Source organism: Thalassospira sp. MIT121401 (assembly GCF_047125595.1).
Taxonomy (GTDB): Bacteria; Pseudomonadota; Alphaproteobacteria; order Rhodospirillales; family Thalassospiraceae; genus Thalassospira; species Thalassospira povalilytica.
This window is the reverse complement of the sequence record NZ_CP138926.1, coordinates 2186735-2213289: the sequence shown is the minus strand read 5'-3', so window position 1 is coordinate 2213289 and position 26555 is coordinate 2186735. Positions and strand designations below refer to the sequence as shown.

Below are 26555 nucleotides of genomic sequence, written 5' to 3'. Positions count from 1 at the left end.
GCCGCTCAGGTCACAAACACCGCGTCACTGCCCCCGCCCTGAAGACGGGCCGCCGCCGTTTGACCAAACGAAATCAAAAGCTTTTTACGTCGCGCCGCCGAAAGTGAGGATTCCTCACATTGTCGAATAATCGCGGCTTCAAATCGATCTGCGACAATCAAGCCGACATCATCAGGTATCAGATCGCGCGGAAAATCCATCGGCACGGCAAAGAAGAAGCGGTCACAATAATCAAGATAGCTTTGCCATTTCTGATCAGCCCGGAAATCCTCGACCGAGGATTTGACTTCGACTGCCCACAATTCCCCCTTGGCCCCCAATGCCAAAACATCCAGCCGACGACCATTCCCCAACCGAAGCTCGGTCAGACAGGACATCTGATGATGATACAAAAGCCGACAGACGCCATTGGTGACTTCGGCAGTGATTTGGGGACGGGTTTGCGTTTCCATGACGAAATCCTACAAAAACAAAAGCCCGCTCGAAAGCGGGCTTCTCGGGATCGCGAATGTCTCCTGACAGGAACTGTCAGCTCATTCCCAGTGCGCGTTTGTAGACCTCGAGGATTTCTTCCTGTTCGGTGCGCTCGTGGTCTTCCATTTTGCGCAGACGGATGATCTGGCGCAAGATTTTCACATCATAGCCAAGGGCCTTGGCTTCGCCATAGACTTCCTTGATGTCGGCCATCAGGTTGGCCTTTTCTTCTTCGAGACGTTCGATACGCTCAACATAGCTCGCAAGCTGATCGGCTGCGATACCACCGACTTCGGTCATCAATTCTTCTCCGATGATGGATTGCACAGCGGATACCCGGTGCGCGAAATTTTCAATGCGGCGCGACGATACTCAATGCACTGGCCGCTGACAAGTGCCATCAGGACAGATTGCCTGATCCCGGCACGGTTCGTTCGATCAGACAATCTGCCACCGCCAGCAAGGCATCATTGACACTGGCCCCGCGTTCGATGGCGGCATTATAGATCTCGCGCTGACGGCGTGCACTGGTGCCGCGATGGATGATTTCGCGGGCATGTTCGACCTCGGCAACACAGCCGAAATACTCGGCATCAGGGCGGATCAGTTCAAGGATTTCCTCGACCAGATCGGCATAGGGCACGATTTCCCCGCGCCCGAAATCAATCAGTCCCGCCTTGTCCCCGGCATCACTGCCATATCGGCAGGCCCGCCAGCGGTTTTCACGCACCAGCATGTTCGAATAAATGCGCCAACGCTGATTATTGCGCCGCAAACGATACAGCATGCGCATCACACAACGGGTAATCGATGCCACGCAAATCGCATCTTCCAGATCGGTACAAACATCGGCAATGCGCATTTCAAGCGTCGGCCAGCGATCAGAGGGCCGCAAATCCCACCATAGCTTGGTGCCGTCTTCGATCACGCCTGCCTGGATCAGCATATCGACATGGCGGCGATATTCCGCCCACGACCCGAAAACTTCCGGAAGGCCCGTGCGCGGCAGGTTGTCAAACACCGACAAACGAAATGTCTGAAGGCCGGTATCCCTGCCCCGCCAGAACGGTGAACTTGTCGTCAGGGCCAAAAGATGTGGCAGGAAGTAACTTGCCTGCGCCATCAGTTCGATCCGCAGATCATCGTCCTCGATCCCGATATGGACATGCATCCCGCAAATCAGCAAACGATCAACCACGGTACGCAGGTCACGCGCAATCGTGTTGTAGCGTTCACCGTCGGTATGTTTCTGACTGTCCCATTGCGCAAACGGATGGGTCGAGGCCGCAAGCAGCGCCATGTCATATTTCGCAGCCACCCCGGACAGGGTGGAACGCATATGGACAAGTTGCGCACGGGCCTCGGCCGCACTGTTGCAGACCGTGCTTCCGGTTTCGATCTGACAGCGCATGAATTCGCTGGAAACCTGATCGCCAAGTTCTGCCTTGGCGTCTTTCAGGAAATCGGCGGGCGGGTCTTTGGCAAGATCGCGGCTTTGGCGATCAACAAGCCAGAATTCTTCTTCGATCCCGATGGAAAATCCCGGTTCGCGCGCACTGGACCCAACCAAATCAATCTCTCCGAATCTTGTAAAGGTTCGGGTCGGCAAGAATATCGACAAAGGCATCGCCAAGGATCTTTGCCCATTTCTCGCAACCTTCGTCAGTATCAATCAGATCCTGACGGATTTCAATCGACACACAGGGAAGCCCGCCGGCTTCGCCGTGATGGTCAATGGTGTAATCGGCCATGTGCTGCCCGGAATAGGGTTCGTTATCGCCAATGGTCAGATCCGGGTTCTGTTCACGCAGCTTGGCCAGAAGCGGTACCGGAATACGATCATCCTGATCCCACAAAACACCGATTTCCCACGGACGTTCAAAGCCCTGGAACACCGGGGTGAAGCTGTGGATCGCAATCAGGGCCGGGACGATTTTATGCGCGTGGAAATTCGCAATGCGTTCTTCGATCGCACCGTGATAGGGCAGGAAAATCTCGCGGATGCGTTTCATATGTTCGGTCGGCGAGACATTCTTGTTGCCCGGAACAACCGTCTGATCGGCGATTTCCGGCATGCCGGTCGGATCCCAAAGTTGACGGTTGCAATCAATCACCAAACGGGAATACCCGCCAAGAACAGCCGGGCAATCGAACCGTTCAACCAGAATTTCGGTCACTTTGCGCGCACCAATATCCCAACCGATATGACGTTTGCGTTCCTCTTCGGGCAGGCCAAGGGTGCCAAGACTTTTGGGAATAGCGCGCGATGCATGGTCGCAAACAAAAAGCGAATGCCCTTTGCCATTTTCGTTGAGAACTTCGAACGGGGCCGGATCATCTTGGCCCAACAGGGCCCCTGCATGGTGAGACACGCGTATTCTCCTGAAAGTCAGTATTTTGGGTAAAGGTGGCAGGTCAGGCTGAACAGTTCCAGACAGGGTGAAAACGGTACTGGCAATCGTTCAGGCACTTGTTGAACTATCAATTTATCGCCCAAGAGACAAGATAGCCCTGCAATATCGCATCACTTCACACATCGACGCTTTGCGTCGGCCCCCAACATCCCGTAAAGTGGTATGACCATTATGGTCAGAACCAGATTTTCACCTGCGTTGGCGCCGAAGAACACGATTGGAGTAAACCCAACATGCCGTCTGCCAAATCAAGCCCGGCATCCGATAACCAGGACGCCAAACGTCCCAAACGGATTGCCGATCAGGTTGCTGATCAAATTCTTGAAAAGATTGCCGATGGTATCTTCCTGCCCGGGGACCGCCTGCCCGGTGAACGCCAGCTTGCCGAAAGCATGAAGGTCAGCCGGGTTTCGGTGCGTGCGGCCCTGCAAAAACTTAAGACCCGCGGCTATTTGCGCGCGGTTCAGGGGGGCGGCACCGAAATTCTGTCATCGACCGGGATCGATATGGATACGGCGATGACCGATCTTGTGCGCGATTCGATCAATAACCTGCGCGATTTGCAGGAAATCCGCTGCACGCTTGAAACATGGGCGGCACGGCGTGCGGCCATCAATGCCAGTGACGAGGATATCAAACTGTTGCGGCTGGCCTTCCGTCAGGCCCATGACCCGCGACGTGCGGCAAAATATCGCGCCGATGATGACCATCGTCTGCATATGATGATCGGACGTGCCACCGGGTCGATCATTTATTATCACGTGATGAAGATGCTTCATGACGTGTTGCAGGCTGCCCTTACTGAAATCCGTTTCAATTCAATGAGCGGCCCGTCCTTTGACCGCATGGTTCAGGACCACCATCGCGACATCATCGAAGCAATCGCCGCCCGTGACCCGGATGCCGCCGAAAAGGCAATGTCCAATCACCTTCAGGCGGTGCTTGATTTCTTTAAAACGGCTTCGGACAAACAGGCGACCTGATCGCCCCCCGAAACAAGGCCGAAAACATCATAAAATACATTCAGGGAACCCCGATATGACGACGTCTCGCGAGAAACTTCTGGCTTTGATGGATGCAGCCCTTAAGGCGGCTGATCCCGGTGTTCAGATCCCCCGCAACATGCCATCCCCACCCAAAGGAAAAACCATTGTCATTGGTGCTGGTAAGGCATCGGCCAACATGGCGCGCGCCTTTGAGCAGGAATGGAAAGGCGATCTTGAAGGACTTGTTGTCACGCGTTATGGCCACGCTGTTCCCTGTGAGAAGATTGAAATCGTCGAGGCATCGCACCCTGTGCCGGATGCTGCGGGCGAAGAAGCCGCGAAACGCATTCTTGAAATCGTTCAATCGGCGGGCCCCGATGATCTGGTGGTCTGCATGATTTCGGGCGGCGGGTCGGCCCTGCTTGCCCTGCCCGGTCCGGGACTGACCCTTGATGACAAGCAATCGATCAACAAGGCATTGCTGCGCAGTGGCGCGACCATTTCGGAAATGAATTGCGTGCGCAAACATCTTTCGGCGATCAAGGGCGGACGCCTTGCCAAGGCTGCCGCACCGGCGCGCATGATTACCTATCTGGTGTCAGATGTACCCGGCGACGATCCGGCGATCATTGCATCGGGACCGACCGTTGCCGACCCGACATCGGGTCAGGACGCGCTTGATATCATCCGCCATTACCAGATCGACATCCCCGAGGCCGCCGAAAAACTTTTGCGCAGTGCCGATGATGAAACGGTCAAACCCGATGATCCCTGCTTTGACGGGCATGAGACCATCATGCTGTCACGCCCGCAAGACAGCCTTGAAGCCGCCGCAGAAGTGGCCCGCAAAATGGGTCTGAACCCGGTGATCCTTGGCGATGCAATCGAAGGTGAATCGCGCGAGGTCGCCATCATGCATGCCGGTATCGCCCATCAGGTCGCCAATCACGGGCAACCGGCCGCCAAGCCCTGTGTCCTGCTTTCGGGTGGGGAAACAACGGTAACAGTACGAAGCAAAGGCGGACGCGGCGGACGCAACAGCGAATTTTTGCTGTCGCTTCTGATCCAGTTGCGCGATCAGCCGGGGTTCAGCGCCATCGCCATTGACACCGACGGCATTGACGGCAGCGAAGACAATGCCGGTGCGATCATAGATGGGACAAGCTGGCAAAAGGCACAGAAAGCCGGTGTTGATTTGCGGCAATATCTTGCCAACAACGATGCCTATAGCGCCTTTGCACGGATTGATGATCTGATCATCACCGGCCCGACATTAACCAATGTCAACGACTTCCGGGCCATTCTGATCGAATAGCCGACCTGTCAAGACGGGCTCAGGCACCGGGTTTTGGCATCCATGGCCGAACCCAGCCAAGCCCGTCTTCGGTTTTGTCATGCGGCTTGTATTCGCAACCGATCCAGCCATCATAGCCAATGCGATCAAGCATATAAAACAGGAACGGATAGTTCAGTTCCCCGCTATCAGGTTCATGACGGCCCGGCGCGCCGGCAACCTGAACATGGGCAATGCGATCTAGATGCTTGTCCAGGCGGGCTGCGATATTACCGCCGACAATTTGCGCGTGATAGATATCAAATTGCAGCTTCAGGCGCGGATGATCCAGCTGTTCAAGGATCACGGCGGCCTGTTCGACGGAATTCAAAAGATATCCCGGCATATCAACCGGATTGATCGGTTCGATCAGGATATCGACACCGGCCTGATCGGCCAGGTCGGCGGCATAAAGCAGGTTGTCGCAATAAAGACGCGCCAGTTCGCCGGAATTTTCGTTTTCCCCCATCACACCGGCCATGCAATGAAGCATCTTGCAGCCGGTTGCGGCCGCGTAATCAAGCGCCTTGACCACGGAATCGCGAAATTCGTCTTCGCGTCCCGGACGACAGGCAAGGCCGCGGTCGCCGGCTTCCCAGTTGCCGGCGGGAAGATTGAACAAGACCTGTTCAAGGCCGTTATCGGTCAGCAGTGATTTGACCGTCGATAGCGGCATGTCATAGGCACCGATATATTCAACCCCGACAAATCCCGCATCGGCCGCCGCCGCAAATCGTTTTTCAAACGGAAGATCGGCAAACAGAAACGAAAGATTGGCGGCAAAACGTGGCATATCGCACCTGACGGGTGAATGGAAACGGGCACGTATGGTTTCCCAACTGCCTGATCAGGTCAATGATCAATCAGCGGATTTTCAGGATGCGGTTGGCAATTGGGCAACCTGGTTTGAAATCCAGTCGGCGAATGCATCGACCTCGGCCCGGTTGGTGCCACGTCCGGTATGCAGAAAATGATACTGATGACCGTCCAGATGTTGATCAAAGGGCATGGTCAAAAGGCCGGCATCAAGTTCATCGCGCGCCATTGCCGGACTGGCAAGAACCACACCCTGCCCGGCAATTGCGGCCTGAATGGCGTGGGTATCATCGGAAAAGCTGATGCCCCCCGACGTTTTAAGCCCCTTGATCCCGTTTGCCGCAGCCCAGCGTTCCCAAGTCGGCGTCACGTCATCGGGACTAAGCCAATCAAGATGCAGCAAGGTCGCATTGCAAAGATCATCACCGCTTTGAAGGCCCAACATCGGGCTGCAAAGCGGGGTAAAGGTTTCACGAAACATCGTTTGGGCAACAAGCCCCGGATATGGGCCACGCCCGTATCTGATCGCGGCATCGACCGCCCCGCTGGCAAGATCAACCGCCGCAGCCGAGGTATGAAGACGCAGATGAATATCAGGATGGCGTTTCTGAAAATCCGGCAAACGGGGCAACAGCCATTTGGCAGCAAAAGACGGAAGAACCGAAACCGTCAAACCACGCGATGTCTTGCGACGACGAATGGCATCAACCGCATTGGCAAAGGATACAAAGCCGTCGCGCAGCACCGGGTACAGTTCCTGACCGGCCTGGGTCAACACGACCTGGCGTGGTTTGCGATCAAACAGACGCACACCCAGCGTTTCTTCAAGAAGGCGTATCTGATGGCTGATTGCCGTTGGGGTCACGGCAATCTCGCCAGCAGCTTTTTTAAAGCTTTGATGACGCGCAGCGGCTTCGAACGCACGCAAGGCAGCAAGGGGCGGTAAAGACATATGAATGAATTCAACTCATCTATAACATGATGAATTCGATTTTGCCCGAGGCAGAAAAACAAGGCAAGTCTTGGTCATCACATGATCGCAGATGAAGTGATTTCATCAAAGATGGAGACCGCGATGACCAGAATTCTTCATATCGACAGCAGCGCCCGCCCCGGCCGATCCGATCAGAAACCGCACGGGTCCCACAGCCGCCGGCTGACCGCCAAATTCATCGAACATTGGCGTTCCGCGCGACCCAATGACGAGATCATTTATCGTGATGTCGGTGCAAATCCGCCCGCACCGGTCACAGGCGACTGGGTCCATGCAGCATTTACCAAACCCGATGATCGCGAAGACTGGATGCATAACGTTCTTCGTGAAAGTGACCTTTTGGTCGATGAACTTTTGGGTGCTGACATTATTGTCGCGGGCGTTCCGATGTATAATTTCGGCATGCCCGCCCAGATGAAGGCATGGGTCGACAACATTGTCCGGGTCGGCAAGACATTCGGCTTTGACCGGTCCCGCGAAGGCGTTCCCTATTGGCCGATGGTGACGGACGGCAAATCGATTGTCGTTTTGTCATCGCGTGGCGATTACGGTTATGACGCAGGTGGTCGGGTCGCGCATCTGAACTTTGTCGAAGGCGGGATTTTCACCCCGCTTGAATATATCGGCATCACGGATCAATACGGGACCGCGATTGAATATGACGAGTTCGGTGATGACCGCACCCAAAAGTCAATCGCACTGGCCGAGGCCGAAACAATCGCAATTGCCGAAAAACTGATCCGAATACACGCGACCAAAAATGCCGCCTGAAACCCGTGACCAGGCACGGTTGATCGCCCTGCCCGGTCCGTTCACAAGCAGCGCTGTGCCAGATCATCCGGCTTTCTGTTTGGCGGGTGGCACGACCGCACGGGCATTGTCCTTGTCCAACCCGGTAATCAGACGCGCGCCTTTTTTGCGGAAAAGGTAGCTCCAGACCCATTGCACCATGACCAGTGCCGGGGCCCGAATACCGATCAGGAAGTAAATATGCGCAAGCCCCCAGAACCACCAGGCAAGCCAGCCTTTCAGCTTAAACCCGTTAAGGTCAATCACCGCACGGTGGCGTCCAATCGTCGCCAGATTACCGGCATGGCTGTATTTGAATGCCGGTGTTGATCGCCCATCCATCAGATCGAGAATACGACGCGCAACATATTTGCCCTGTTGCTTGGCCGCCGGGGCAATTCCCGGAACCGTCAAACCATCCCGCCAGGGCACATGGGCCGCATCACCGATGACAAAAACATTCTGATGGCCCGGCACGGAAAGATCGGGTTCAACAATAATTCGCCCGCCACGATCAGCGGGTTTCTGTACCCAGTCCTTAAGATCGGGCACCTGAACCCCCGCACCCCAGATCACATTGGCTGCGGGGATAAATTCGTCACCGATCTTAACCCCCTGTTCGGTGATGTCGGAAACCGGACTGCCAAGACGGACTTCAACGCCGAGACTTTCAAGGGATTGATGGGTATATTCCGACAGGCTGCGCGGAAATGCGCCAAGAAGCCGGTCACTGCCTTCAACCAGAATGATACGGGCATCACGCGGATCAATCCGGCGGAAATCGTCGGTCAGGGCCTTTTTCGCCAGTTCGGCAATTGCACCGGCCATTTCGACCCCGGTCGGGCCACCGCCCACGACAACGAAATTGAGAAGACGGCGTTTCTGTTCTTCATCCTCGCTGTTTTCGGCGCGTTCAAACGCCAAAAGCAGGTTTTTACGGATGTCGGTGGCCTCGGTAATGTTTTTAAGCCCCGGCGCCAAAGACGCCCAATGGTCATTGCCGAAATAGGATGTGACCGCACCGGTCGCCAGGATCAGATAATCATATTCAAGATGATGATCCCCGGACAAAACACGTTGCCCGGCCAAATCGATCCCGGTGACCTCGCCCATGAAAACCGAAACATTCGGTGCGTGGCTGAAGATGCTTCGGGTTGGCCAGGCGATTTCAGCAGGCGAAAGGTCGGCTGTGGCGACCTGATATAACAGCGGCTGAAACAGGTGATGATTGCGCTTGTCAATCAGAACGACTTCGACATTCTTGCCCGCCAGTTTTTTGGCGGCACTCATTCCGCCAAATCCGGCCCCGACAATGACCACACGTTTCTGATCGGACATGCTGGCATACTCCGTTTTGTCCATAACCGGCCGGGCATGTCCCGGTCCCAGGCGAAAGCCTGGATCAGGACCTAGTGACAATATCGGGAAAGCGCAAGAAATCCAATGTGATCAACGGCACACGCAACCCAAGACAAGCAGGCACCTTGCCGTTATAAGAACGGTCTGTTGTCATCAAGATAGAGGCCCACATGAACAACGCCTTTTCGCTTCATCCCCAACTTGCCGCCGATACAACGCTGGTTACCGACGGCCCGCTTTCGCATGTGTTGTTGATGAATGATGCGCGTTATCCCTGGTTGATCCTTGTGCCCAAGCGCCCTGATCTTGTTGATTACGATGATCTGAGCCCAGAGGACCGCATCACGCTGGGCAATGAAGCCGCCGCCGTTTCACAGGTGATCAAGCGCCGGTTTGATGCGCATAAAACAAATGTCGCGATGCTGGGCAATATGGTGCCGCAACTTCATTGTCATGTTGTCGGACGGTTCAAGGATGATCCGGCATGGCCCGGCCCGATCTGGGGCGTTGGCACGGCCGAACCCTATGACGAGGAAGCCGGGCGTGACCGGCTTGCGGCATTGCGCGCCGATCTGATTTCGGCCTTCAAGCATCTTTGATCATCGATGCTCTTTGCTTGACGCACATCAAGGCAGCGCAGATTGGAATAATGCAAAAGACGGATAGAACGAATTAATCGGGATATCCGTCATGCAGCTGGCTCTTTACGAAAAATACGATCTGCGACTGCCGCGTTACACCAGCTATCCGACAGCCCCCCATTTCCATGCCGGGATCAACGGCACCGTGTTTGAAGGCTGGCTTGGGGAACTTGATCCCGCACAGCCGCTGTCGCTGTATCTGCATGTTCCCTATTGCGAAGAAATGTGCTGGTTCTGCGGATGCAACACCAAGATCACCAAACATTACAAGCCGGTCACCAGCTATGTCGGGGCCCTGCTTGGTGAAATTGAAAGCACGCTTGGCAAGCTGCCAAAGGGTCAGCGATTTGTCGTTTCCCATATCCATTTCGGCGGCGGCAGCCCCACCATTTTAAAGGCCGACGACCTGCGCACGATCATGGCTGCAATCAGCAATCGTCTGGATCTGTTGCCTGATGCCGAAATTGCCATTGAAATGGATCCGCGCACCGCAACGGCCGACTTCATGGATGCCATGGTCGAATGCGGCTTTAACCGTGCAAGCATCGGTATTCAGGATTTTCATGACGACGTCCAACGGGCTGTCAACCGCATTCAAAGCATTGATCTGGTCCGTGATGTGATTGACGGACTGGGGGATCGCGGGATTACTGGCATCAATGTTGATCTGATGTATGGCCTGCCCCATCAGACGATTGATACATTGCGTGACACGGTTGATCAGACCGTATCGCTGCGCCCTGACCGGCTGTCGGTTTTCGGATATGCCCATGTGCCATGGATGAAAAAGCACCAGCAACTGATCCCGACCGAAGTTCTGCCCGACACACAGGAACGCTGGGCACAGTATGAAGAAATCCAGAACAGGTTATCGGCCCATGGATATATCGCCATCGGGCTTGATCATTTCGCCCATGAAGCCGACAGCATGGCTGTTGCACTTCGCAATGGTGAATTGCATCGCAATTTTCAGGGTTACACAACTGATCGGGCCGAAGCCCTGATCGGGTTTGGTCCATCGGCGATTTCGTCGCTGCCACAAGGATATGCGCAAAACGATCCGGCACTGGCGCGCTGGCAACGCAGTGTCGAGGCCGGAATGTGCGCGATTGAAAAAGGCGTGGCATTAAGCCGCGAAGACAAGCTGCGCCGCGAAATCATCAACGAATTGATGTGCAATCTTTCGGTCGATCTTGATGATATATGCGCCCGCTTTCAGACATCAGCTGACCGGTTCCGCCCGGAACTTGATCGCATCGACGCAATGAGTGCGGACAACATCGTCAAAGTTAACGGTCATAACATTACTTTGACCGAAACCGGGCGCCCGTTGGTGCGTGCAATCTGTGCGGCCTTTGATACCTATCTTGATCCTGCGCATGGGCGCCATTCACAGGCTGTCTGAGCGAACATATCGCGTAAAAAAGGGGCCATTTGGCCCCTTTTTCGTTGAATGGTGCCTTGTGATCAATCCCAGTCCGGGGCCAGCCCATCCGGGCTTACGATCCGGCCGTTTTCATCGGCAAGATCATGGATGGCCTGCATCTGTTCACCGGTCAGTTCGAAATCAAAGATATCGAAATTCTCAAGCAGGCGCTGTTCCCCGACGGTTTTTGACAGGGCGATGACGTTGTTTTGTTCAATCACCCAGCGCAACACGATCTGGGCCACGGATTTTCCCTGGTCTGCGGCAATCGCCTTAAGGGTATCGTTTTCAAACACCTTGCCATCGGCCATCGCGAAATAGCTTGTCAAAGACATGCCAAGCTTGTTCGCGGTTTCCATGACCACCGACTGATCAATGAAGGGATGATATTCGATCTGGTTGGTGACAATCGGCGCATCGGACAGGGCCACTGCTTCGTTCATCAGGGCGGTGTTAAAGTTGCTGACACCGATATGACGCACCTTGCCGGCTTTGCGCACTTCGTTCAGTGCACCAATCTGTTCGGCAAGCGGCACGTCCTTGTTTGGCCAATGCAGCAACAACAGATCGACATAGTCGGTGCGCAGCTTTTTCAGGCTTTCATCAACCGATGCGATGAAATCATCATGGCGGTAATTCGACACCCAGACCTTGGTCGTCAGGAAAATATCCTGACGCGGGACGGATGACAGTTCGATGGCTTCGCCAACGGCTGCTTCGTTCTCATAGATCTGGGCGGTATCGATATGGCGAAAACCGGTTTCCAGTGCCTTGGGCACAATCCGTTTCACATCATCTTCGGAAATGCGAAATGTCCCAAATCCCAGTGCCGGGATGGTGGCACCATTTGTCGTTACATCAAACATGTTTTCAAACCTCGTTGATTATGGGTCTGTCTGCGAAACATCCGGCGGATGGTTTCGTTCCGGACCCGATGAAAATTCTTTGGGAAAGGCCGATCATTCGGCCGGTTGCAGACGGGCAACGTCGCGACGGTCAAGCGACCCGCTCAGCACGGTCAGGCCAAGGGCAAGAACCACAAGAATCGCCCCGATCCACGGCGTTGCCGCCAGTCCAAGTCCGGATGCCACAACATGCCCGCCAATCCATGCGCCCAGCGCAATGCCAAGATTGAAGGCCGCGATATTGAGCGCGGATGCAACATCAACCCCGCCAGGCCGGTGTTGTTTGGCAAGTTTCACGACATAAAGCTGCAAACCCGGAACATTGGCAAATTGCAGGAAGCCAAGCGCACCGAGGGTCACAATGGTCGCAACCGGTGAAATTGCGGTAAAGCTGAACAGCACCAGTACCGCAGCCTGAAGCACGAACAGAACGGTCAGGGCGCGCACCGGGTTTCGATTGGCAAGCTTGCCACCGGCAATATTACCGATCGCAATCGCCACACCGTAAAAGATCAGGATCAGACTGACCGATGATTCGGTAAAACCGGTAATTTCCTGCAAGATCGCGGACAGATAGGTAAAGGCCACGAACGTGCCCCCATAGCCCAGGGCTGTCATGCCATACACAATCAGCAACCGCGAACTGCCAAGCACCCGCACCTGATCACCAAGCCCGGCCGTTTCACCGCGTTTGAGGTTGCCCGGCAACAGCAACGCAATCCCGGCAAAGGAAATCACACCAAGCAGCGCAACACCCCAGAAGGTCGCGCGCCAGCCAAACATCTGCCCGATAAAGGTGCCAAGCGGCACACCGGTCACAATAGCAACGGTCAGCCCCATGAACATCATGGCAATCGCCGATGCCCGACGGTCTTCCGGAACCAGATCGGCAGCAATGGTTGCCCCGACCGAGAAGAATACACCATGGGCAAAGGCCGAAATCACCCGCGCAACCAGAAGCAATTCATAACTCGGGCTTAGCGCGGCAACACCGTTGCCAATGATGAACAGGCCCATAAGCCCCAACATCAGGGATTTACGGTTCATGCGACCGGTCAAAGCCGTCAGGACCGGGGCACCAAAAGTCACGCCAAGGGCATAAACACTGACAATCAGCCCCGCCATCGGCAGGGTCACATCAAGATCGCTTGCAACTGTCGGCAACAGGCCGACAACCACAAACTCCGTTGTTCCGATCGCATAGGCCGCGATGGTCAACGCAAACAAGGCAAGTGGCATTCAAATTCTCCTTCCGCACTTAGCGCGGATAAACAGGTTTCATCGGGGTTTCCCCGGAATTTGGTATGACTATGCCAATCAAAACCTTGCGCGATAATCCGGATTGCGCGACAACCATATTTGAATTCAATTCAAAGACGAGGATGCATTGGACAACCGTGCGGGCGAAATGGAGACCTTCATCAAGGTCATCGAACATGGCAGCTTTTCACAAGCCGGGCGGGATCTGCACATGTCGCCATCCGCTGTCAGCAAGCTGGTCACACGGATCGAAGACCGGCTTGGCACCAGACTTCTTGTCCGTTCGACACGGCAATTGCAGCTTACCCCCGAAGGCGAGATGTATTTGCGCCGCGCCCGTACCATCCTTGACCAGATTGATGAAACCGAACGCCTGATTGGTGGTGGCGGTCAGGCAGCCCCGCGCGGCAAACTGAGCATCAATGCATCCGTGGCCTTTGCCCAGGTGTTTATCATCCCCCACCTGCCCGGCTTTTTGCGGCAATATCCCGATATCGAACTGGAACTGACCCAGACAGACGGCATTGTTGATCTGCTTGAAGAACGGGCCGATATCGCCATTCGTTCCGGCGGGCTTCCGGATTCCAGTTTGATGGCGCGCAAGCTTCTTGAAACCAAACGCAAGATCGTCGCATCCCCGGCCTATCTCGAACAGTTCGGGGTCCCGCAAACGCCTGCCGACCTTGCCGATCACAATTGCCTGCGTTTCAATTTTATCAAGGGACGCAATTTCTGGCCGTTTACCGATCCGCAAACCGGACGCCAGTTCGATCAGACGATCACCGGTGACTTTCTTGGCAATAATGGCCCATTGGTCAAATCAATGTGTCTGGCCGGTATCGGCATTGCGCGCATTGGCAATTTCCACGTCCATCAGGCGCTTGAAAAAGGGGATCTGGTGGAAATCCTGGCCGACTGGACCAAAGACGACATTGAAACCGTTCATGCCGTTTGGGCCGGTCACGACCATCTGGCGACACGCATCCGGGCCTTTATCGACTTTGTTGTCGATTGTGTGCGCAAAAGCCTGTCACGATGATTTGCGCAGGGTCAGGATCACAATCCCGCTGACCACGATCAACCCGCCCACCATCTGGATCGGGCTGATCATCTGATCAAGGATCACCCAGCCAAACAACAATGTGGCAATCGGTTCAACATTCATGACCGACGCATTGCGCGCCATATCCAGACGCGGCACAGTGATGAACAGAACCGAAAATGCACTGCCATAAAGGGCCACCAGAACGGCAAGCCCGATCCAGCCTTGTCCTGCCTGTGGCAAGGCCATTCCGCCGGGCAACACATCGCCCAATCCGGCAAAGATCATGGCGACAAACACCACAAGCATGGTGAACATTGAACGCACTGAACCGTTCAGTGCCGCCAGCTTGTGATCGGTCACCCAAAACGCAACCGACAGCGCCGTTGCCGCCGTCAGTGCAAAGGCAATGCCAAGCCACCATTCATCGGTAACCGTCACCCCGCCGCCGAGAATCCCCGGAAGATCAAGCGCCAGAACAAGCCCCGAAAGTATGAAAAGCATCAATGCTGCCGACTTCAATGTCGGGCGTGCCCCGCCCAACCCCCAGGTCAAAAGAGCCAGAATGATCGGAAATGTGTTGGCCGTCAGCAACGCCAGTGCCACCGGCACGCGGGCAACCGCGGAATAAAGACACAGGCTTTGCACCGTGATCATCACCCCCAGCAATACTTGCCAGCGCCCGAGCCGCTTGGGCAGGCGAATGGAATGATGCTGGAAAGTCACGATCGAAATCAGGATCAGCAAGGCAACGCCGGACCGGCACAAAACCGCCAGCAAAAGCCCCGTGCCGTTTTCAAATGCCAGTCGGGCGGCAACATGATTTCCGGCAAAGCTGCATGCCACAAGCGCAAGCACCATCACCGCAACGTGGCGGGGAAAAAGTGCGGGCGCACCATTCTGGCGTGTCGGGGACGAATTGGCGTTGGCGGCGGGCATTCGCAGACATCCTGACTGTTCGGGGCACCACGAATAGACCTTATGGCCATAGAAGAATCAAGGCGTTATATGGAATCCTGATGTTCTGTTGCGCGAAGAAGTTCCAGACATCTTTGCGCAACCAGACGGGCGGGCTGCAAGGACGGATGACGGAACGGCACAAGCTCGGTCCCGGTTTGCATCGGCCGGGCATAATCGCCGTCATAAAGTGACTGATGCAATCGTTGATGTCGCTCGGATGCCAGTCCATCAGGGGCATAGATATACACACCGCCCGGCGCGGCCGCGGCCTCGCAACACATGGAAACGGAATCCCCGGTAACAATCAGCACATCGGCAAGGGCCAGATACCCGAAATAGGGATTTTCATCCTGCGACGTCCAGTCATGGAGATGATAGCCAAGCCCCGACGCAGCGAGACGTTCGGCGATCAGTTCTTCGTTCTCCGGCCCGGTACGCCGACTGGTCGTCACCAGCAAACTGCCATCCACCGCGCGGGCTGCGTCAATCGCAGCCGAAATCAGTTCATCGGCCATATCTCGGGTAAAGGTGGTTTTTTTTGTGCTGCCGCCCACGATCACGGCAAAACGCGGGGCCGGCAATCCTTTGAAATGAGGACGCCAGGTATCAGCTTCGATCAGAAGACGCGTTTCCGTAACGCGGTGCGGCGCGCCCGGAATTTCAAGGATGTTTTCGCGAAGCGCCATCCGGTCATGGGCCGGGACAGCAATCAGATCAAATGCACTTTCACCACTATCGGGGCGCATGATCTGACAAATGCGGGTGTGGCCGCGGCTTTGTTTTTTGATCCATCTTGCCACCGGCGCGGTGCGCCGTCCGGCCGAAATCACCAGATCAGGCCAGGGTGCCACCAGACGCATGCGCGAGGGTACATCAACCCCGATCAAACTCGCCCCGCGAATGATATTGGGCAGGCGCGCCAGTTTTGTATATCCGATATCAACACGTTTGAAGGGTTGCGCCAGTGCTTCGGCCACACCGATTGCCTGATTGATGTTTCCCGCACGGTCATCGGCCAGAACCCAGATCAGATGCGTATCTTGTTCGGACATTCAGGGAGACTTTCCTGATTTGATTATTGTTATTGGATTGCGGTCCCGAAGATCATAGTCGCTAATCCTGCATGCGTCGATGGTCTGGCATGATTGGTAGCGTCAGATCACGGCTTTATCAAGCATGGACGCCGGGTTATGAAATTGGCTCTGGGCTTCGAAACAGTTTTGTAATTTAATCTGCGCCCACCCACCTATTCTTTAGGGTGGGTTTTAACCTTCAGTGAAGTGTGGACAGAATGCTAGGGACATCCGTTTCCGTCAAAAGAACATCGCGCATTGTCCTGTGCGTCTTGCTTGCCTTGTTGCCCATTACGGTCTGGATGGTCACGGAATTCTGGCGCGAGACCAAGCTTATCGACATCACCGAAGACGGCCGTAACAAACTGGAACTGTACCGGTCGAACCTTCAGGGTGCGATCAAGGAACACGAATATCTGCCGATCACGCTGGCATCTGACAAACGCATTCTTGATCTTGCTTTGTTTGCCGACCCGGCCAATGCGGCGGCGGTCAATATCTATCTTGAAAAGCTGGCAGCCGACAGCGGCGCGTCCGACATCTATTTCATGGATCAGAACGGCACGACCATTGCGGCAAGCAACTGGAACAGTCAGGCATCCTTTATCGGGCGCAACTTTTCATTCCGTCCCTATTTCCAACAAGCCCAGGCCGGGCTGACCGGCCATTATTTCGCATTTGGCATCACATCAAACGTGCCGGGCTATTACATTTCGCATCCTGTGCGTCCGGACGGGACCACGTTCGAAGGTGCCGTGGTGGTAAAAACCCACCTTGAAACACTTGTCCAGCGCTGGGCGCGCGGCAGTGAAAGCGTGCTGGTCACCGATGAAAACGGCATCGTGATCATTGCATCCCATCCCGAATGGCGTTTTCGCGATCTTGGTGGTCTTGCGGCCAAGGATCGCCCGCGAATTATCGCGTCGCGCAAATATGGGGATTACCCGCTTGCGCCGATGCCGTTGCTTTCGGGCCATTGGCCGTCCGATGATGATCTTGGCGTGTTGTCACTGGGGGGAACACCACGCAGCGCCGGGGATCGCAATACCGACCGTGGTGCCGACTGGAATGCAGACCAAAATGCCCCTGCCCCGCGTGCACGCGGCGTCGCAAACACGCCATCAGGTGATAGCGCATCGGGAAAACCCGAACCGGCCAGGACGACCTATCTGGTGACAGGAAGCACGCTTCCTGTTCAGGGCTGGCGAATGTATCTGTTGACCGACAAGTCATCGCTTGATCGTTCCGTGATCAGTGCAGGGTTGATGGGCGGGGCTGCGCATATCATTTTCACCGGCCTTGTCTTTATCATTTTGCAGCGCCGGCGCGCGATGCTGGAACAGCTTGAAATTCGGGACTGGTCGCAACGCGAACTGGAACGGCAAGTTCGCCTGCGCACGGCCGACCTGATGAGCACCAATTTGCGCCTGGCCCAGGAAATTACCGAACGTTCACGCACCGAAGATGCCCTGCGATCAGCACAGGCCGAACTGGTCCAGACCAGTAAACTTGCCGCCCTTGGCCAGATGTCGGCCGGGATCGCGCATGAAATAAACCAGCCGCTGACCGCCATTCGCAGCTATGCGGAAAACGCCCTTAAATTCATTGCACGCGGCAACGAGGAAACAGCGACCCGCAACCTGCAACGTATTTCCGAACTGACCGACCGCATGGGGCGGATTACCAACAACCTTAAAACGTTTTCCAGACGTCCGGAACAGGACAACCACCCGGTTGATGTTCCCAAACAGGTGCAGACGGCGATTGATCTGGTGCTTGAAACCGGTCGGGCCGGTGTTACCGACATTGCCCTGAACCATGATGAACATGTGCGCCCAGTCATTGCCGAGGCCAATCAGCTGACACAGGTTTTCATCAACCTGATCAACAATGCTGCCGATGCCTGCCAGAATATCAGTGACCCGAAAATCGAAATTTCAATCACCGAACGCGAAGACCGCGTTCTGGTAAAGGTCAATGATAATGGCCACGGCATTCTGCCCGAAAACCTGCCAAAACTGTTTGACCCGTTCTTTACCACCAAGCCGTTTGGTGACGGCCTGGGGCTGGGACTTTCGATCTGTTATGGCATCATCCGAAGCTTTGGCGGGACCATCCGTGCGGAAAACCGCCCAAATGGTGGATCCTCCTTTATCATCGAGTTGCGCCACGAGGGCATTGGCGAGGATACGGCGGAAAACAGCCTCTCGACGGCAATCGCCGGGCCTGATAGAAACTTCGCCCAAACCACGACCGTGCTTAATATGCACAGCGATCAGGCCGACCTTTGACCGGGTGTCCTGATCCTTGATCCGGGCCGAAGGATACGCCAGTGCCAACCACCGCCGATTGCGTTCTGTTTGTTGACGATGATGCCGATGTGCGTGAAGCCGCACAGCAAACACTTGAACTTGCCGACATTCATGTCGAAGTCTTTGCCGATGCCGGATCCGCACTTGCCCGATTGCGCAAAGGCTGGCCCGGGGTGGTTGTTTCCGACATCCGCATGCCCAAGATGGATGGTCTGGAATTTCTGGGCGAAATCAAAAAGATCGATAATGACATGCCCGTCATCATGATCACCGGTCATGGCGATGTCGCGACCGCGGTCAAGGCGATGCAAAACGGCGCGTTCGATTTTATCGAAAAACCATATTCCCCGGATCTGTTCATCGACATTACCAAACGTGCGATGGCCCACCGCAAGCTGATCCTGGAAAATCGGACGCTGCGTATCGAGTTGGCCCGCCATACCAAAAATGCATCCGACTTTATCGGACGCAATCCGGCGATGGAAAAGCTCCGCACCCTGATCAGCAATGTCGCCAGTACCAATGCCCATGTCCTGATCAATGGTGAAACCGGATCAGGCAAGGAAGTGATTGCGCGCAATCTGCATGAAATGTCGGGGCGTCCCGGACCGTTTGTTGCGGTCAATTGCGGGGGCATGCCCGAAAACCTGATTGAATCGGAACTGTTTGGCCATGAAGCCGGGGCCTTTACCGGGGCGGACCACAAACGCATCGGCAAATTCGAATTTGCCGACAAGGGCACGATCTTCCTTGATGAAATCGAAAGCATGCCGCTTGCCCTTCAGATCAAGCTTTTGCGTGTCTTGCAGGAACGCGCCCTTGAACGGCTTGGCTCAAACCGGGTACAGCCGATTGACCTGCGCGTTGTCGCGGCAACCAAAACCGACCTCAGAGAAGCATCTTCACGCGGCGAATTCCGCGAAGATCTTTATTACCGGCTTAATGTCGTGCAGCTCCATATTCCGCCATTGCGCGAACGCAAAGACGACATTCCGCTGTTGTTCGAACATTTCACCCGCGATGCCGCCAAACGGTTCGACCGCCCGGTCAAGCTGGTCACCCCGGCAGAAATGGCACAATTCACCGCCTATGACTGGCCGGGCAATGTGCGCGAATTGCGCAACGCCGCCGAACGGCGCGTTCTTGGCCTTGATCCGCTGGCGACCGGCAATGACATGGCCAGCCAGAACGGCATGACCCTGCCCCAACAGGTCGAAGCCTTTGAACGAAGCCTGATTACCGAGGCCCTTCGCGAACATGGCGGCAATGTCACCGCCACGGTCAGCGCCCTTGGCGTACCGCGCAAAACCTTTTACGACAAGCTGACCAAATATGACATAACCCCCGCCGAATTCAGGCGCGCACGCAGCGCATCGGAATAATCCGAAGCCCGCCCTTCCGGCGGGCTTTTTCTTTGCCCTTTTGCCCGCAAGACCAGCGCAGCCACAATGTGCGGACATCCACACATCTGACAAGATTTCATGTGTGAAATCGACAACAAAACAGCCGATCATGCTGCAACGCAACAGCGACGAATACCGCACAAGTGTATGATTTTACGTTGTTATCCAGCATCCCTCAAAACTGGCCCGTACCTTGCTGATTACGGCACAGCGCCAAAAGGCGTTTTAAAACGACGCCACAAAAGGCGCGCTTACGGGAAAACGCATAAGTTAGTAAAGGGAGACACTTTAATGCGTCCTATTACCAAGCATATCCTCGCAGCAGGCGTTGCCGCCGCAGCCCTGATGGGTGTTAATGCCGCTTCTGCACAGGAAGTCATCAAGTTCGCACACGTTGTCGCACCGAACACCCCGAAAGGTCAGGGTGCGGAATATTTCAAAAAACGTGCGGAAGAAATCCTTGGCGACAAGGTAAAAATCGAAATTTACCCGAACTCCCAGCTGTTTGATGACGACAAGGTTCTGCCGGCCATCCTGCGTGGTGATGTTCAGTTCGGCGCACCGTCGCTTGCCAAATTCGGCAAATGGACCAAGAAACTTCAGGTCTTCGATCTGCCGTTCCTGTTCAAGGACATGGATGCTGTTTCGTGCTTCCAGGATGGCGAAAAAGGCCAGGAACTGCTGAATGCCATGTCTGGCAAAGGTCTGACCGGTGTCGGTTACTGGCACAATGGCCTGAAACAGCTTTCGGCGAACAAGCCGCTGCGCGTTCCCGAAGATGCCGCTGGCCAGAAATTCCGTATCCAGTCGTCTGACGTGATCGCAGCCCAGTTCGAAGCTGTTGATGCCGTCCCGCAGAAAATGGCGTTCTCGGAAACCTATTCCGCGCTTCAGACCGGCGTTGTTGATGGTCAGGAAAACACCTGGTCGAACATCTATTCGAAGAAATTCTTCGAAGTTCAGGATTACATCACTGAATCCAACCACGGTCTTCTCGACTATATGGTCGTGACCTCGACCAAATGGTGGGAAGGTCTGGATCCGGAAATTCGTGACGGCCTGACCCAGGCAATGAACGAAGCATCCGATTACGCAAACGGCCTGTCGGCTGAACTGACCGCAGAACAGCGTCAGGCAGTGATTGATTCGGGTGAAACCGAAATCCTTCAGCTGTCGGCAGACGATTTCGCAAAGTGGCAGACCGCAATGAAGCCGGTCTGGGATGAGTTCTCTGGCGATATCGGTCAGGACATCATCGACGCCGCTGCTGCGTGTAACTGATCCTTACTTTTTCCCAACATTATCGGAAAAGGGCCGTTTACGATGATCTCAACGGTCGTTAACCGGCTGGAGGAGGGCATTATTGCCCTCCTGCTTGCCTCCATGACTTCGCTGACCTTTGTTAACGTTGTCATGCGTTACGTCTTCAATTCCGGCCTGACCTGGGCCCTGGAAATTACCGAGTTCCTGTTTGCCTGGCTGATCCTGTTTGGCATGTCATACGGGGTCAAGGTCGGCTCGCACATTGGTGTCGACGCGCTTGTGCGCCTGTTCCCGGACCGGGTTCAGCGCGTCATTGGCCTGTTCGTTGTTGCCACGGGCATCCTGTATTCAAGCTGGTTGATCATTGGTGGCTGGGAACTGGTCAGCTTCAACCACATGCTTGAAATGGAAGCCGAAGACAGCCCGATCATGCTGTGGTTCGTCTATCTGATCATGCCGGTTGGCGCTGCTTTGCTGGCGTTCCGTCTGGCACAGGTGGGCTGGCGCATCATTACCGGCAAACAGGTCGGCTTTAACCTGGCAGACGAAGCACGCGAAGCCATTGACCAGCTTAATCATGCTGGCAATGCCGCAGATGGCGACAAAGCCGCCACACCGTCAAAGCCAAACGCATAAGCCGCGCGGGGGACATTTTTCATGACTATCGCATTTCTGTTTATCCTGCTGTTCGGCTTGATGGCACTGGGCGCACCGATCGCCATTTCGCTTGGTGTTTCTTCGCTTGCGACCATTCTGATGTTTGGCGATGACAGCCTTGCCACGCTGGCCGAAAAGCTGTTTGGCGGGATGGAACATTACACCCTTCTTGCCATCCCCTACTTCATTCTGGCATCGGCATTCCTTTCGACCGGCGGGGTTGCCCGCCGTCTGATCCGGTTTGCCATTGATACCGTGGGCTGGTTCCCCGGTGGTCTGGCCATGGCATCGGTTCTGGCCTGCATGCTGTTTGCTGCTGTGTCGGGATCAAGCCCGGCAACCGTGGTCGCCATCGGCTCGATCGTGATTGCCGGCATGGTGCGCGCAGGTTATCCGCAAAGTTTCGCCGCCGGTGTGATCTGTAACGCCGGGACACTTGGCATCCTGATCCCGCCATCCATCGTTATGGTGGTCTATGCGGCCGCGACCGAAGTTTCGGTCGGGCGCATGTTCCTGGGCGGGGTCATTCCGGGCATCATGGTCGGCCTGATGTTGATGATTGCGATTTACATCGTTGCACGCATCAAGAAACTGCCAAGCCAGCCGCGTCCGTCACTTGCCGAATGGGGTGGTGCCCTGTTCTCGGCGTCTGGTGGGCTGTTGCTTGTGCTGCTGATCATGGGCGGCATTTATGGCGGGGTCTTCACCCCGACCGAGGCCGCGGCAGTTGCCGCCTTTTATGCCATGTGTGTCGCCGTGCTGTTTTACCGTGACATGGGCCCGATCAAGGAAATGTCCTGGGTCCCGGAAAACGGCAATAAAAGCATCGGCAGCCTGATCGCCCACAACGTTCCCCAAATGGGCAAGGCACTGGCGTTGCTTCCATTTGACAAGGATGTGCGTCACGTTCTTCTGGATGCTGGCAAAGTCACCATCATGCTGATGTTCATCATCGCCAATGCGATGTTGTTTGCCCATGTCCTGACGTCTGAACGGATCCCGCACACCATTGCCGAAACCATCATCGGATGGGGACTTCCGGCATGGGGCTTCCTGATTGTGGTCAACATCGTCCTGTTGCTGGCCGGTAACTTCATGGAACCGAGCGCCATTCTTCTGATCATGGCACCGATCCTGTTCCCGATTGCCATGCAGCTTGGCATTGATCCGATCCATCTGGGCATCATCATGGTGGTCAATATGGAAATCGGCATGATCACGCCGCCGGTGGGTCTGAACCTGTTTGTGACATCCGGGATCACGGGCATGCCGTTGCTCAAGGTTGTCAAGGCAGCCCTGCCCTGGCTGATGATCCTGCTGGGCTTCCTTATCCTGATTACCTATGTCCCGGCCATATCGACCTGGCTTCCGACAACCCTTATGGGACCGGAACGGATCATGACCCACTAGTCATTCCCGTTTCACGGAAACCGATCTTCCAAAGGGCGACACCGCAAACCGGTGTCGCCCTTTTTGCATGCGCATGCATGGCTGCCATTCCGCACCTGGCAAACTGTCGCGCTTGGAAAAAACAGCGATCTTGTGGATAATGATCTTTCTTCAATCGTTTCAGGTTGCTGTCCCTGATGGCGTGATCGACAATCGCGCAAGCCCGGACGCAAAGTTGCGCCGTTTATTTGCCTTTTCCTGTCCTGGTTCCGACCGTGACCCGCGTTCACATTTGTGCGCGGCCTTTTGCGCCCCACGCATTGGCAAATCAATGGCGACTTGCGCCGGCAATCAGGGATATGCGCCCTAAGCGCCCCTAATGAAACGGAATGCAGACATATGGCAAAGTCCATGCCCGATACCCGGCCCGATCCCAAACGTCTGGCCCTGCTTCTTGCAGCCCTGATTGCAACCGCGCCGTTTGCAATCGACACCTATTTGCCTGCGATCCCGGCCATGGCAGCCGATTTCGGTACCGCCACCCATGCGGTTGAAGTTTCAATCAGCACCTTTTTGATCGGCTTTGCACTGGGTCAGCTGATTGGCGGGCCGCTTTCCGATCGTGTCGGACGCAGACCGGTCGCCCTTGGCGGTCTTGTGATCTATATCGTGACCAGTGCGATCATTACCGGTGTCGACAGTGCGGCAACGCTGAATGTCATGCGGTTCGTTCAGGCGATTGGGGGTGGCTTTGCGCTTGTCGTAGTCGGGGCATCTGTCCGTGATCTTTACGAGGGCAAGGAAGCGGCCAAGATGTTTGCCCTGATTGCAGTGATCATGATGATCGCCCCGCTCGCCGCCCCGACGGTCGGTTCGGTGCTGCTGGTCTGGTTTAACTGGCAGGCGATCTTTGTTCTGTTGATTGTATATGGCAGCCTGATGCTGGGGGTTGTCTGGTTCAGAATGCCTGAAACCACCCGGTTCCGCCCGCATTATGCCGGCCCGACCCGGCGCGTCTGGTGGACCTATCTGGAAGTCTTGCGCACCCGGCGTGCCGTCGGTTTCATGCTGACCCATACCGGGGCAAGTGCGGTGATGTTCAGCTTTCTGACCGACAGCCCGTTCATGTATATCGATTTCTTTGGCGTCAGCCCGGCCCAGTTTCCCTACCTGTTTGGTGCCAATGTTCTGGTGATTGTGGTGTGCAACCGCTTGAACACGCCGTTGCTCAAACGTCTGGAACTCCATCAGATCCTTAAGATCGCAACCGCCATTCAGCTGGCAGCCGTCATCGGACTGTTTCTGGCGATCAATGTCTTTGAGCCAAGCCTTTATAGCGTCGTGCCCATGGTGATGATTTCGGTCGGGATGATCGGCCTGACCGCGCCCAGTGCGACCGCATCCTTCATGCAGTTTTTCCCCCATATTGGCGGAACCGCGACCGCATTGATGGGCACCATCCAGTTTGCAACCGGTGCGGTGGCGGGCATGGTGATCGGCCATTTCCACGACGGAACCCTGTTGCCGGTGACCTTGTCCATGCTGGGTTTCGGGATTTTTGCCAATGTGATGGTCCATTTCATCGCAGAGGCTCGACCATCGGAAATCACGGCGAATTTACATGAAACGCGCTCGACCGAAGCAGCGGGTTAAGACCTTTCCAAGGAGCACCATCAACCATGGCAAAGATGAATTTCAACGATTACGGGCGCTGCATGGCGACCTATAACAGTTGGCAGAATGCGGTTCTGTTTGATCTGTGTGAACAGATTGGCGACGAGGAACGCCGCCGTGATCGCAACATGTTTTTCGCATCAATCCACAATACGCTGAACCATATTCTTTATATCGATCTGCGTATTCTCGACATCCTCAAGACAGGTCAGGCCGGCCCGTATGATGCACGCACCATTGTTGCTGATGATTTTGACGATCTGAAAGAACAGCGCATCCGGATCGACCGTGAAATCGGCGCCTTTGTCGATGCCAATGACCATGCCTGGCAGGACGGTATTCGCGAATTGCAGGGGCTGGACGGGATCAAGCGCAAACTGCCCCGCCAGCTTTTCCTCATGCAGCTGTTTAACCATCAAACCCATCACAGATCGCAAATCACCAGTGAATTGCACAAGATGGGCATTGATTACGGTATCACGGACGTTCCGTTAACGCCCGATCTGCCGCTGTAAAGCCGGGCCTATTTGCCGGTAAAAACAGCTTTGCGCTTTTCGAGGAAGGCGGTGTAGCCTTCCTTGAAGTCCGCGCTGTCAAAGGCGCGATAGCCTTCGTCAAACTCGCGCGCGTCAATTGCCCCGCCCTGACGCAGGCGATTGATCATTTTCTTGTGCAGGCGCTGGGTGATCGGTGCTCCAGCGGCGATACGACGGGCGGTTTTGTCGATTTCGGCATCAAAATCGGCAATCGGCACGTGACGGGCCACAAAGCCGATCTCGCGGGCGCGTTCGGCACCAAACACCTGTCCTTCAAGAAGAATTTCAAACAAAGCGGCCTCCCCCAGAAGATCAAGCATGATTTCAAGCTCCGGATAGCCAAGTGTCGCGCCAAGTTTCATCGGCGGTACGGCAAATTTGGCGTTATCCGCTGAAACGCGCAGATCACAGGCCGACGCCAGCACAAACGATGCCCCCATGCACGGGCCATCGATTGCCGCAATGACCGAATGGGTGCAATTCTGGATTGCTTGCAGGGCCTCGGCATGAAGCAACCCGTAATCGCGGGCTTTTTCGAAACCGGCCCGTTCGCGGACAAATTCATGAATATCGGCCCCTGCGCCGAACCCGACCCCGTCGCCGCCGCGAATGACAATGCAGCGCAGATCAAGATCGTCGGAAAGTTCCTGTGTAATATTGGCAAGCATGCCCCACATCGGCTTTGTCAGCGCATTCTTGCGTTCAGGCTGGCAAATGGTGACAGTCGCGATGCCATCTGCAATGGCAACATTCAATCCGGTCTGGTCGGTCATGACATTTCCTTTGGGGCTTGCTGTTTTGGCACAGCTTAAATCGGTATAACTATACCGAATAAACCGAAACAACCGA

25 protein-coding genes are annotated in these 26555 nt (G+C 55.3%); 13 read left to right on the top strand and 12 right to left on the bottom strand.

Annotated elements, in window-relative coordinates:
- Positions 1-5 precede the first annotated feature (5 nt).
- The 4 genes from SIB88_RS10155 to SIB88_RS10140 all read right to left on the bottom strand — a co-directional run bounded on the left by SIB88_RS10155 (position 6) and on the right by SIB88_RS10140 (position 2846).
- On the bottom strand, positions 6-452 hold the full coding sequence (locus SIB88_RS10155; protein WP_206927332.1) for an MmcB family DNA repair protein: 447 nt from the start codon (positions 450-452) through the stop codon (positions 6-8).
- A 76-nt stretch (positions 453-528) separates the two neighbouring features.
- Positions 529-774: a DUF2312 domain-containing protein gene (locus SIB88_RS10150; protein WP_007090950.1), complete on the bottom strand. Its 246-nt coding sequence runs from the start codon at positions 772-774 to the stop codon at positions 529-531.
- 100 nt (positions 775-874) lie between these two features.
- Entirely contained in the window at positions 875-2044 is a 1170-nt protein-coding gene (locus SIB88_RS10145; protein ID WP_250283005.1) for a carboxylate-amine ligase, read from the bottom strand.
- Position 2045: 1 nt separating this feature from the next.
- Positions 2046-2846 (bottom strand): N-formylglutamate amidohydrolase, encoded by an 801-nt coding sequence (locus tag SIB88_RS10140; protein WP_068518146.1) that lies wholly within the window; start codon positions 2844-2846, stop codon positions 2046-2048.
- 275 nt (positions 2847-3121) lie between these two features.
- On the opposite strand from SIB88_RS10140, the gene SIB88_RS10135 reads away from it, so the two are divergent.
- Together SIB88_RS10135 and SIB88_RS10130 are read left to right on the top strand one after the other, a co-directional pair.
- Positions 3122-3871 (top strand): FadR/GntR family transcriptional regulator, encoded by a 750-nt coding sequence (locus SIB88_RS10135; RefSeq protein WP_068518147.1) that lies wholly within the window; start codon positions 3122-3124, stop codon positions 3869-3871.
- Between the two features lie 55 nt (positions 3872-3926).
- Positions 3927-5189, top strand: coding sequence for a glycerate kinase (locus tag SIB88_RS10130; protein ID WP_412557987.1), 1263 nt, complete (start codon positions 3927-3929; stop codon positions 5187-5189).
- A gap of 19 nt (positions 5190-5208) precedes the next feature.
- On the opposite strand, the gene otnI is transcribed toward SIB88_RS10130, so the two are convergent.
- A complete protein-coding gene (gene otnI / locus SIB88_RS10125; RefSeq protein ID WP_412557986.1) occupies positions 5209-6000 on the bottom strand; it encodes a 2-oxo-tetronate isomerase in 792 nt (263 codons plus the stop codon).
- 81 nt (positions 6001-6081) lie between these two features.
- The gene (gene gcvA / locus SIB88_RS10120) at positions 6082-6975 is read right to left on the bottom strand and encodes a transcriptional regulator GcvA (RefSeq protein WP_412557985.1); all 894 of its coding nucleotides are present in this window, start codon (positions 6973-6975) and stop codon (positions 6082-6084) included.
- A gap of 123 nt (positions 6976-7098) precedes the next feature.
- On the opposite strand from gcvA, the gene SIB88_RS10115 reads away from it, so the two are divergent.
- Positions 7099-7788 (top strand): FMN-dependent NADH-azoreductase, encoded by a 690-nt coding sequence (locus SIB88_RS10115; protein WP_412557984.1) that lies wholly within the window; start codon positions 7099-7101, stop codon positions 7786-7788.
- Positions 7789-7851: 63 nt separating this feature from the next.
- Here the strand turns inward: SIB88_RS10115 and SIB88_RS10110 are convergent, their stop codons facing one another.
- Complete coding sequence (locus SIB88_RS10110; protein WP_101248074.1) at positions 7852-9144, bottom strand: NAD(P)/FAD-dependent oxidoreductase; 1293 nt, start codon at positions 9142-9144, stop codon at positions 7852-7854.
- Between the two features lie 191 nt (positions 9145-9335).
- Between SIB88_RS10110 and SIB88_RS10105 the strand changes: the two genes are divergently transcribed.
- Positions 9336-9764, top strand: a complete 429-nt coding sequence (locus SIB88_RS10105; protein WP_068518152.1) for an HIT family protein — start codon at positions 9336-9338, stop codon at positions 9762-9764.
- 91 nt (positions 9765-9855) lie between these two features.
- The gene (gene hemN / locus SIB88_RS10100) at positions 9856-11211 is read left to right on the top strand and encodes an oxygen-independent coproporphyrinogen III oxidase (RefSeq protein WP_412557983.1); all 1356 of its coding nucleotides are present in this window, start codon (positions 9856-9858) and stop codon (positions 11209-11211) included.
- A 62-nt stretch (positions 11212-11273) separates the two neighbouring features.
- Here hemN and SIB88_RS10095 read toward each other — a convergent pair whose 3' ends face one another.
- Both SIB88_RS10095 and SIB88_RS10090 read right to left on the bottom strand, forming a co-directional pair.
- Positions 11274-12098 (bottom strand): aldo/keto reductase, encoded by an 825-nt coding sequence (locus SIB88_RS10095; RefSeq protein ID WP_412557982.1) that lies wholly within the window; start codon positions 12096-12098, stop codon positions 11274-11276.
- Positions 12099-12191: 93 nt separating this feature from the next.
- Positions 12192-13376, bottom strand: a complete 1185-nt coding sequence (locus SIB88_RS10090; protein WP_206927323.1) for an MFS transporter — start codon at positions 13374-13376, stop codon at positions 12192-12194.
- 148 nt (positions 13377-13524) lie between these two features.
- Between SIB88_RS10090 and SIB88_RS10085 the strand changes: the two genes are divergently transcribed.
- Positions 13525-14436, top strand: coding sequence for a LysR family transcriptional regulator (locus SIB88_RS10085; protein WP_412557981.1), 912 nt, complete (start codon positions 13525-13527; stop codon positions 14434-14436).
- Here the strand turns inward: SIB88_RS10085 and SIB88_RS10080 are convergent.
- Positions 14428-15378, bottom strand: coding sequence for an EamA family transporter (locus tag SIB88_RS10080; protein ID WP_412557980.1), 951 nt, complete (start codon positions 15376-15378; stop codon positions 14428-14430). The genes SIB88_RS10085 and SIB88_RS10080 overlap by 9 nt on opposite strands.
- 65 nt (positions 15379-15443) lie before the next feature.
- On the bottom strand, positions 15444-16451 hold the full coding sequence (locus SIB88_RS10075) for a mitochondrial fission ELM1 family protein (RefSeq protein ID WP_114112631.1): 1008 nt from the start codon (positions 16449-16451) through the stop codon (positions 15444-15446).
- Positions 16452-16690: 239 nt separating this feature from the next.
- Between SIB88_RS10075 and SIB88_RS10070 the strand changes: the two genes are divergently transcribed.
- The 7 genes from SIB88_RS10070 (at position 16691) to SIB88_RS10040 (ending at position 25685) form a co-directional block, all read left to right on the top strand.
- A complete protein-coding gene (locus tag SIB88_RS10070) occupies positions 16691-18763 on the top strand; it encodes a sensor histidine kinase (protein ID WP_412557979.1) in 2073 nt (690 codons plus the stop codon).
- 41 nt (positions 18764-18804) lie between these two features.
- Positions 18805-20166, top strand: coding sequence for a sigma-54-dependent transcriptional regulator (locus SIB88_RS10065; protein WP_412557978.1), 1362 nt, complete (start codon positions 18805-18807; stop codon positions 20164-20166).
- A gap of 312 nt (positions 20167-20478) precedes the next feature.
- On the top strand, positions 20479-21468 hold the full coding sequence (locus tag SIB88_RS10060; RefSeq protein ID WP_068518161.1) for a TRAP transporter substrate-binding protein: 990 nt from the start codon (positions 20479-20481) through the stop codon (positions 21466-21468).
- Between the two features lie 42 nt (positions 21469-21510).
- Positions 21511-22086: a TRAP transporter small permease gene (locus tag SIB88_RS10055; protein ID WP_412557977.1), complete on the top strand. Its 576-nt coding sequence runs from the start codon at positions 21511-21513 to the stop codon at positions 22084-22086.
- A 21-nt stretch (positions 22087-22107) separates the two neighbouring features.
- On the top strand, positions 22108-23517 hold the full coding sequence (locus SIB88_RS10050) for a TRAP transporter large permease (RefSeq protein WP_412557976.1): 1410 nt from the start codon (positions 22108-22110) through the stop codon (positions 23515-23517).
- A 378-nt stretch (positions 23518-23895) separates the two neighbouring features.
- The gene (locus tag SIB88_RS10045; RefSeq protein WP_114112634.1) at positions 23896-25149 is read left to right on the top strand and encodes a multidrug effflux MFS transporter; all 1254 of its coding nucleotides are present in this window, start codon (positions 23896-23898) and stop codon (positions 25147-25149) included.
- Between the two features lie 26 nt (positions 25150-25175).
- The gene (locus tag SIB88_RS10040; RefSeq protein WP_114112635.1) at positions 25176-25685 is read left to right on the top strand and encodes a DinB family protein; all 510 of its coding nucleotides are present in this window, start codon (positions 25176-25178) and stop codon (positions 25683-25685) included.
- Positions 25686-25693: 8 nt separating this feature from the next.
- On the opposite strand, the gene SIB88_RS10035 is transcribed toward SIB88_RS10040, so the two are convergent.
- Entirely contained in the window at positions 25694-26479 is a 786-nt protein-coding gene (locus tag SIB88_RS10035; RefSeq protein ID WP_412557975.1) for an enoyl-CoA hydratase/isomerase family protein, read from the bottom strand.
- Positions 26480-26555 lie beyond the last annotated feature (76 nt).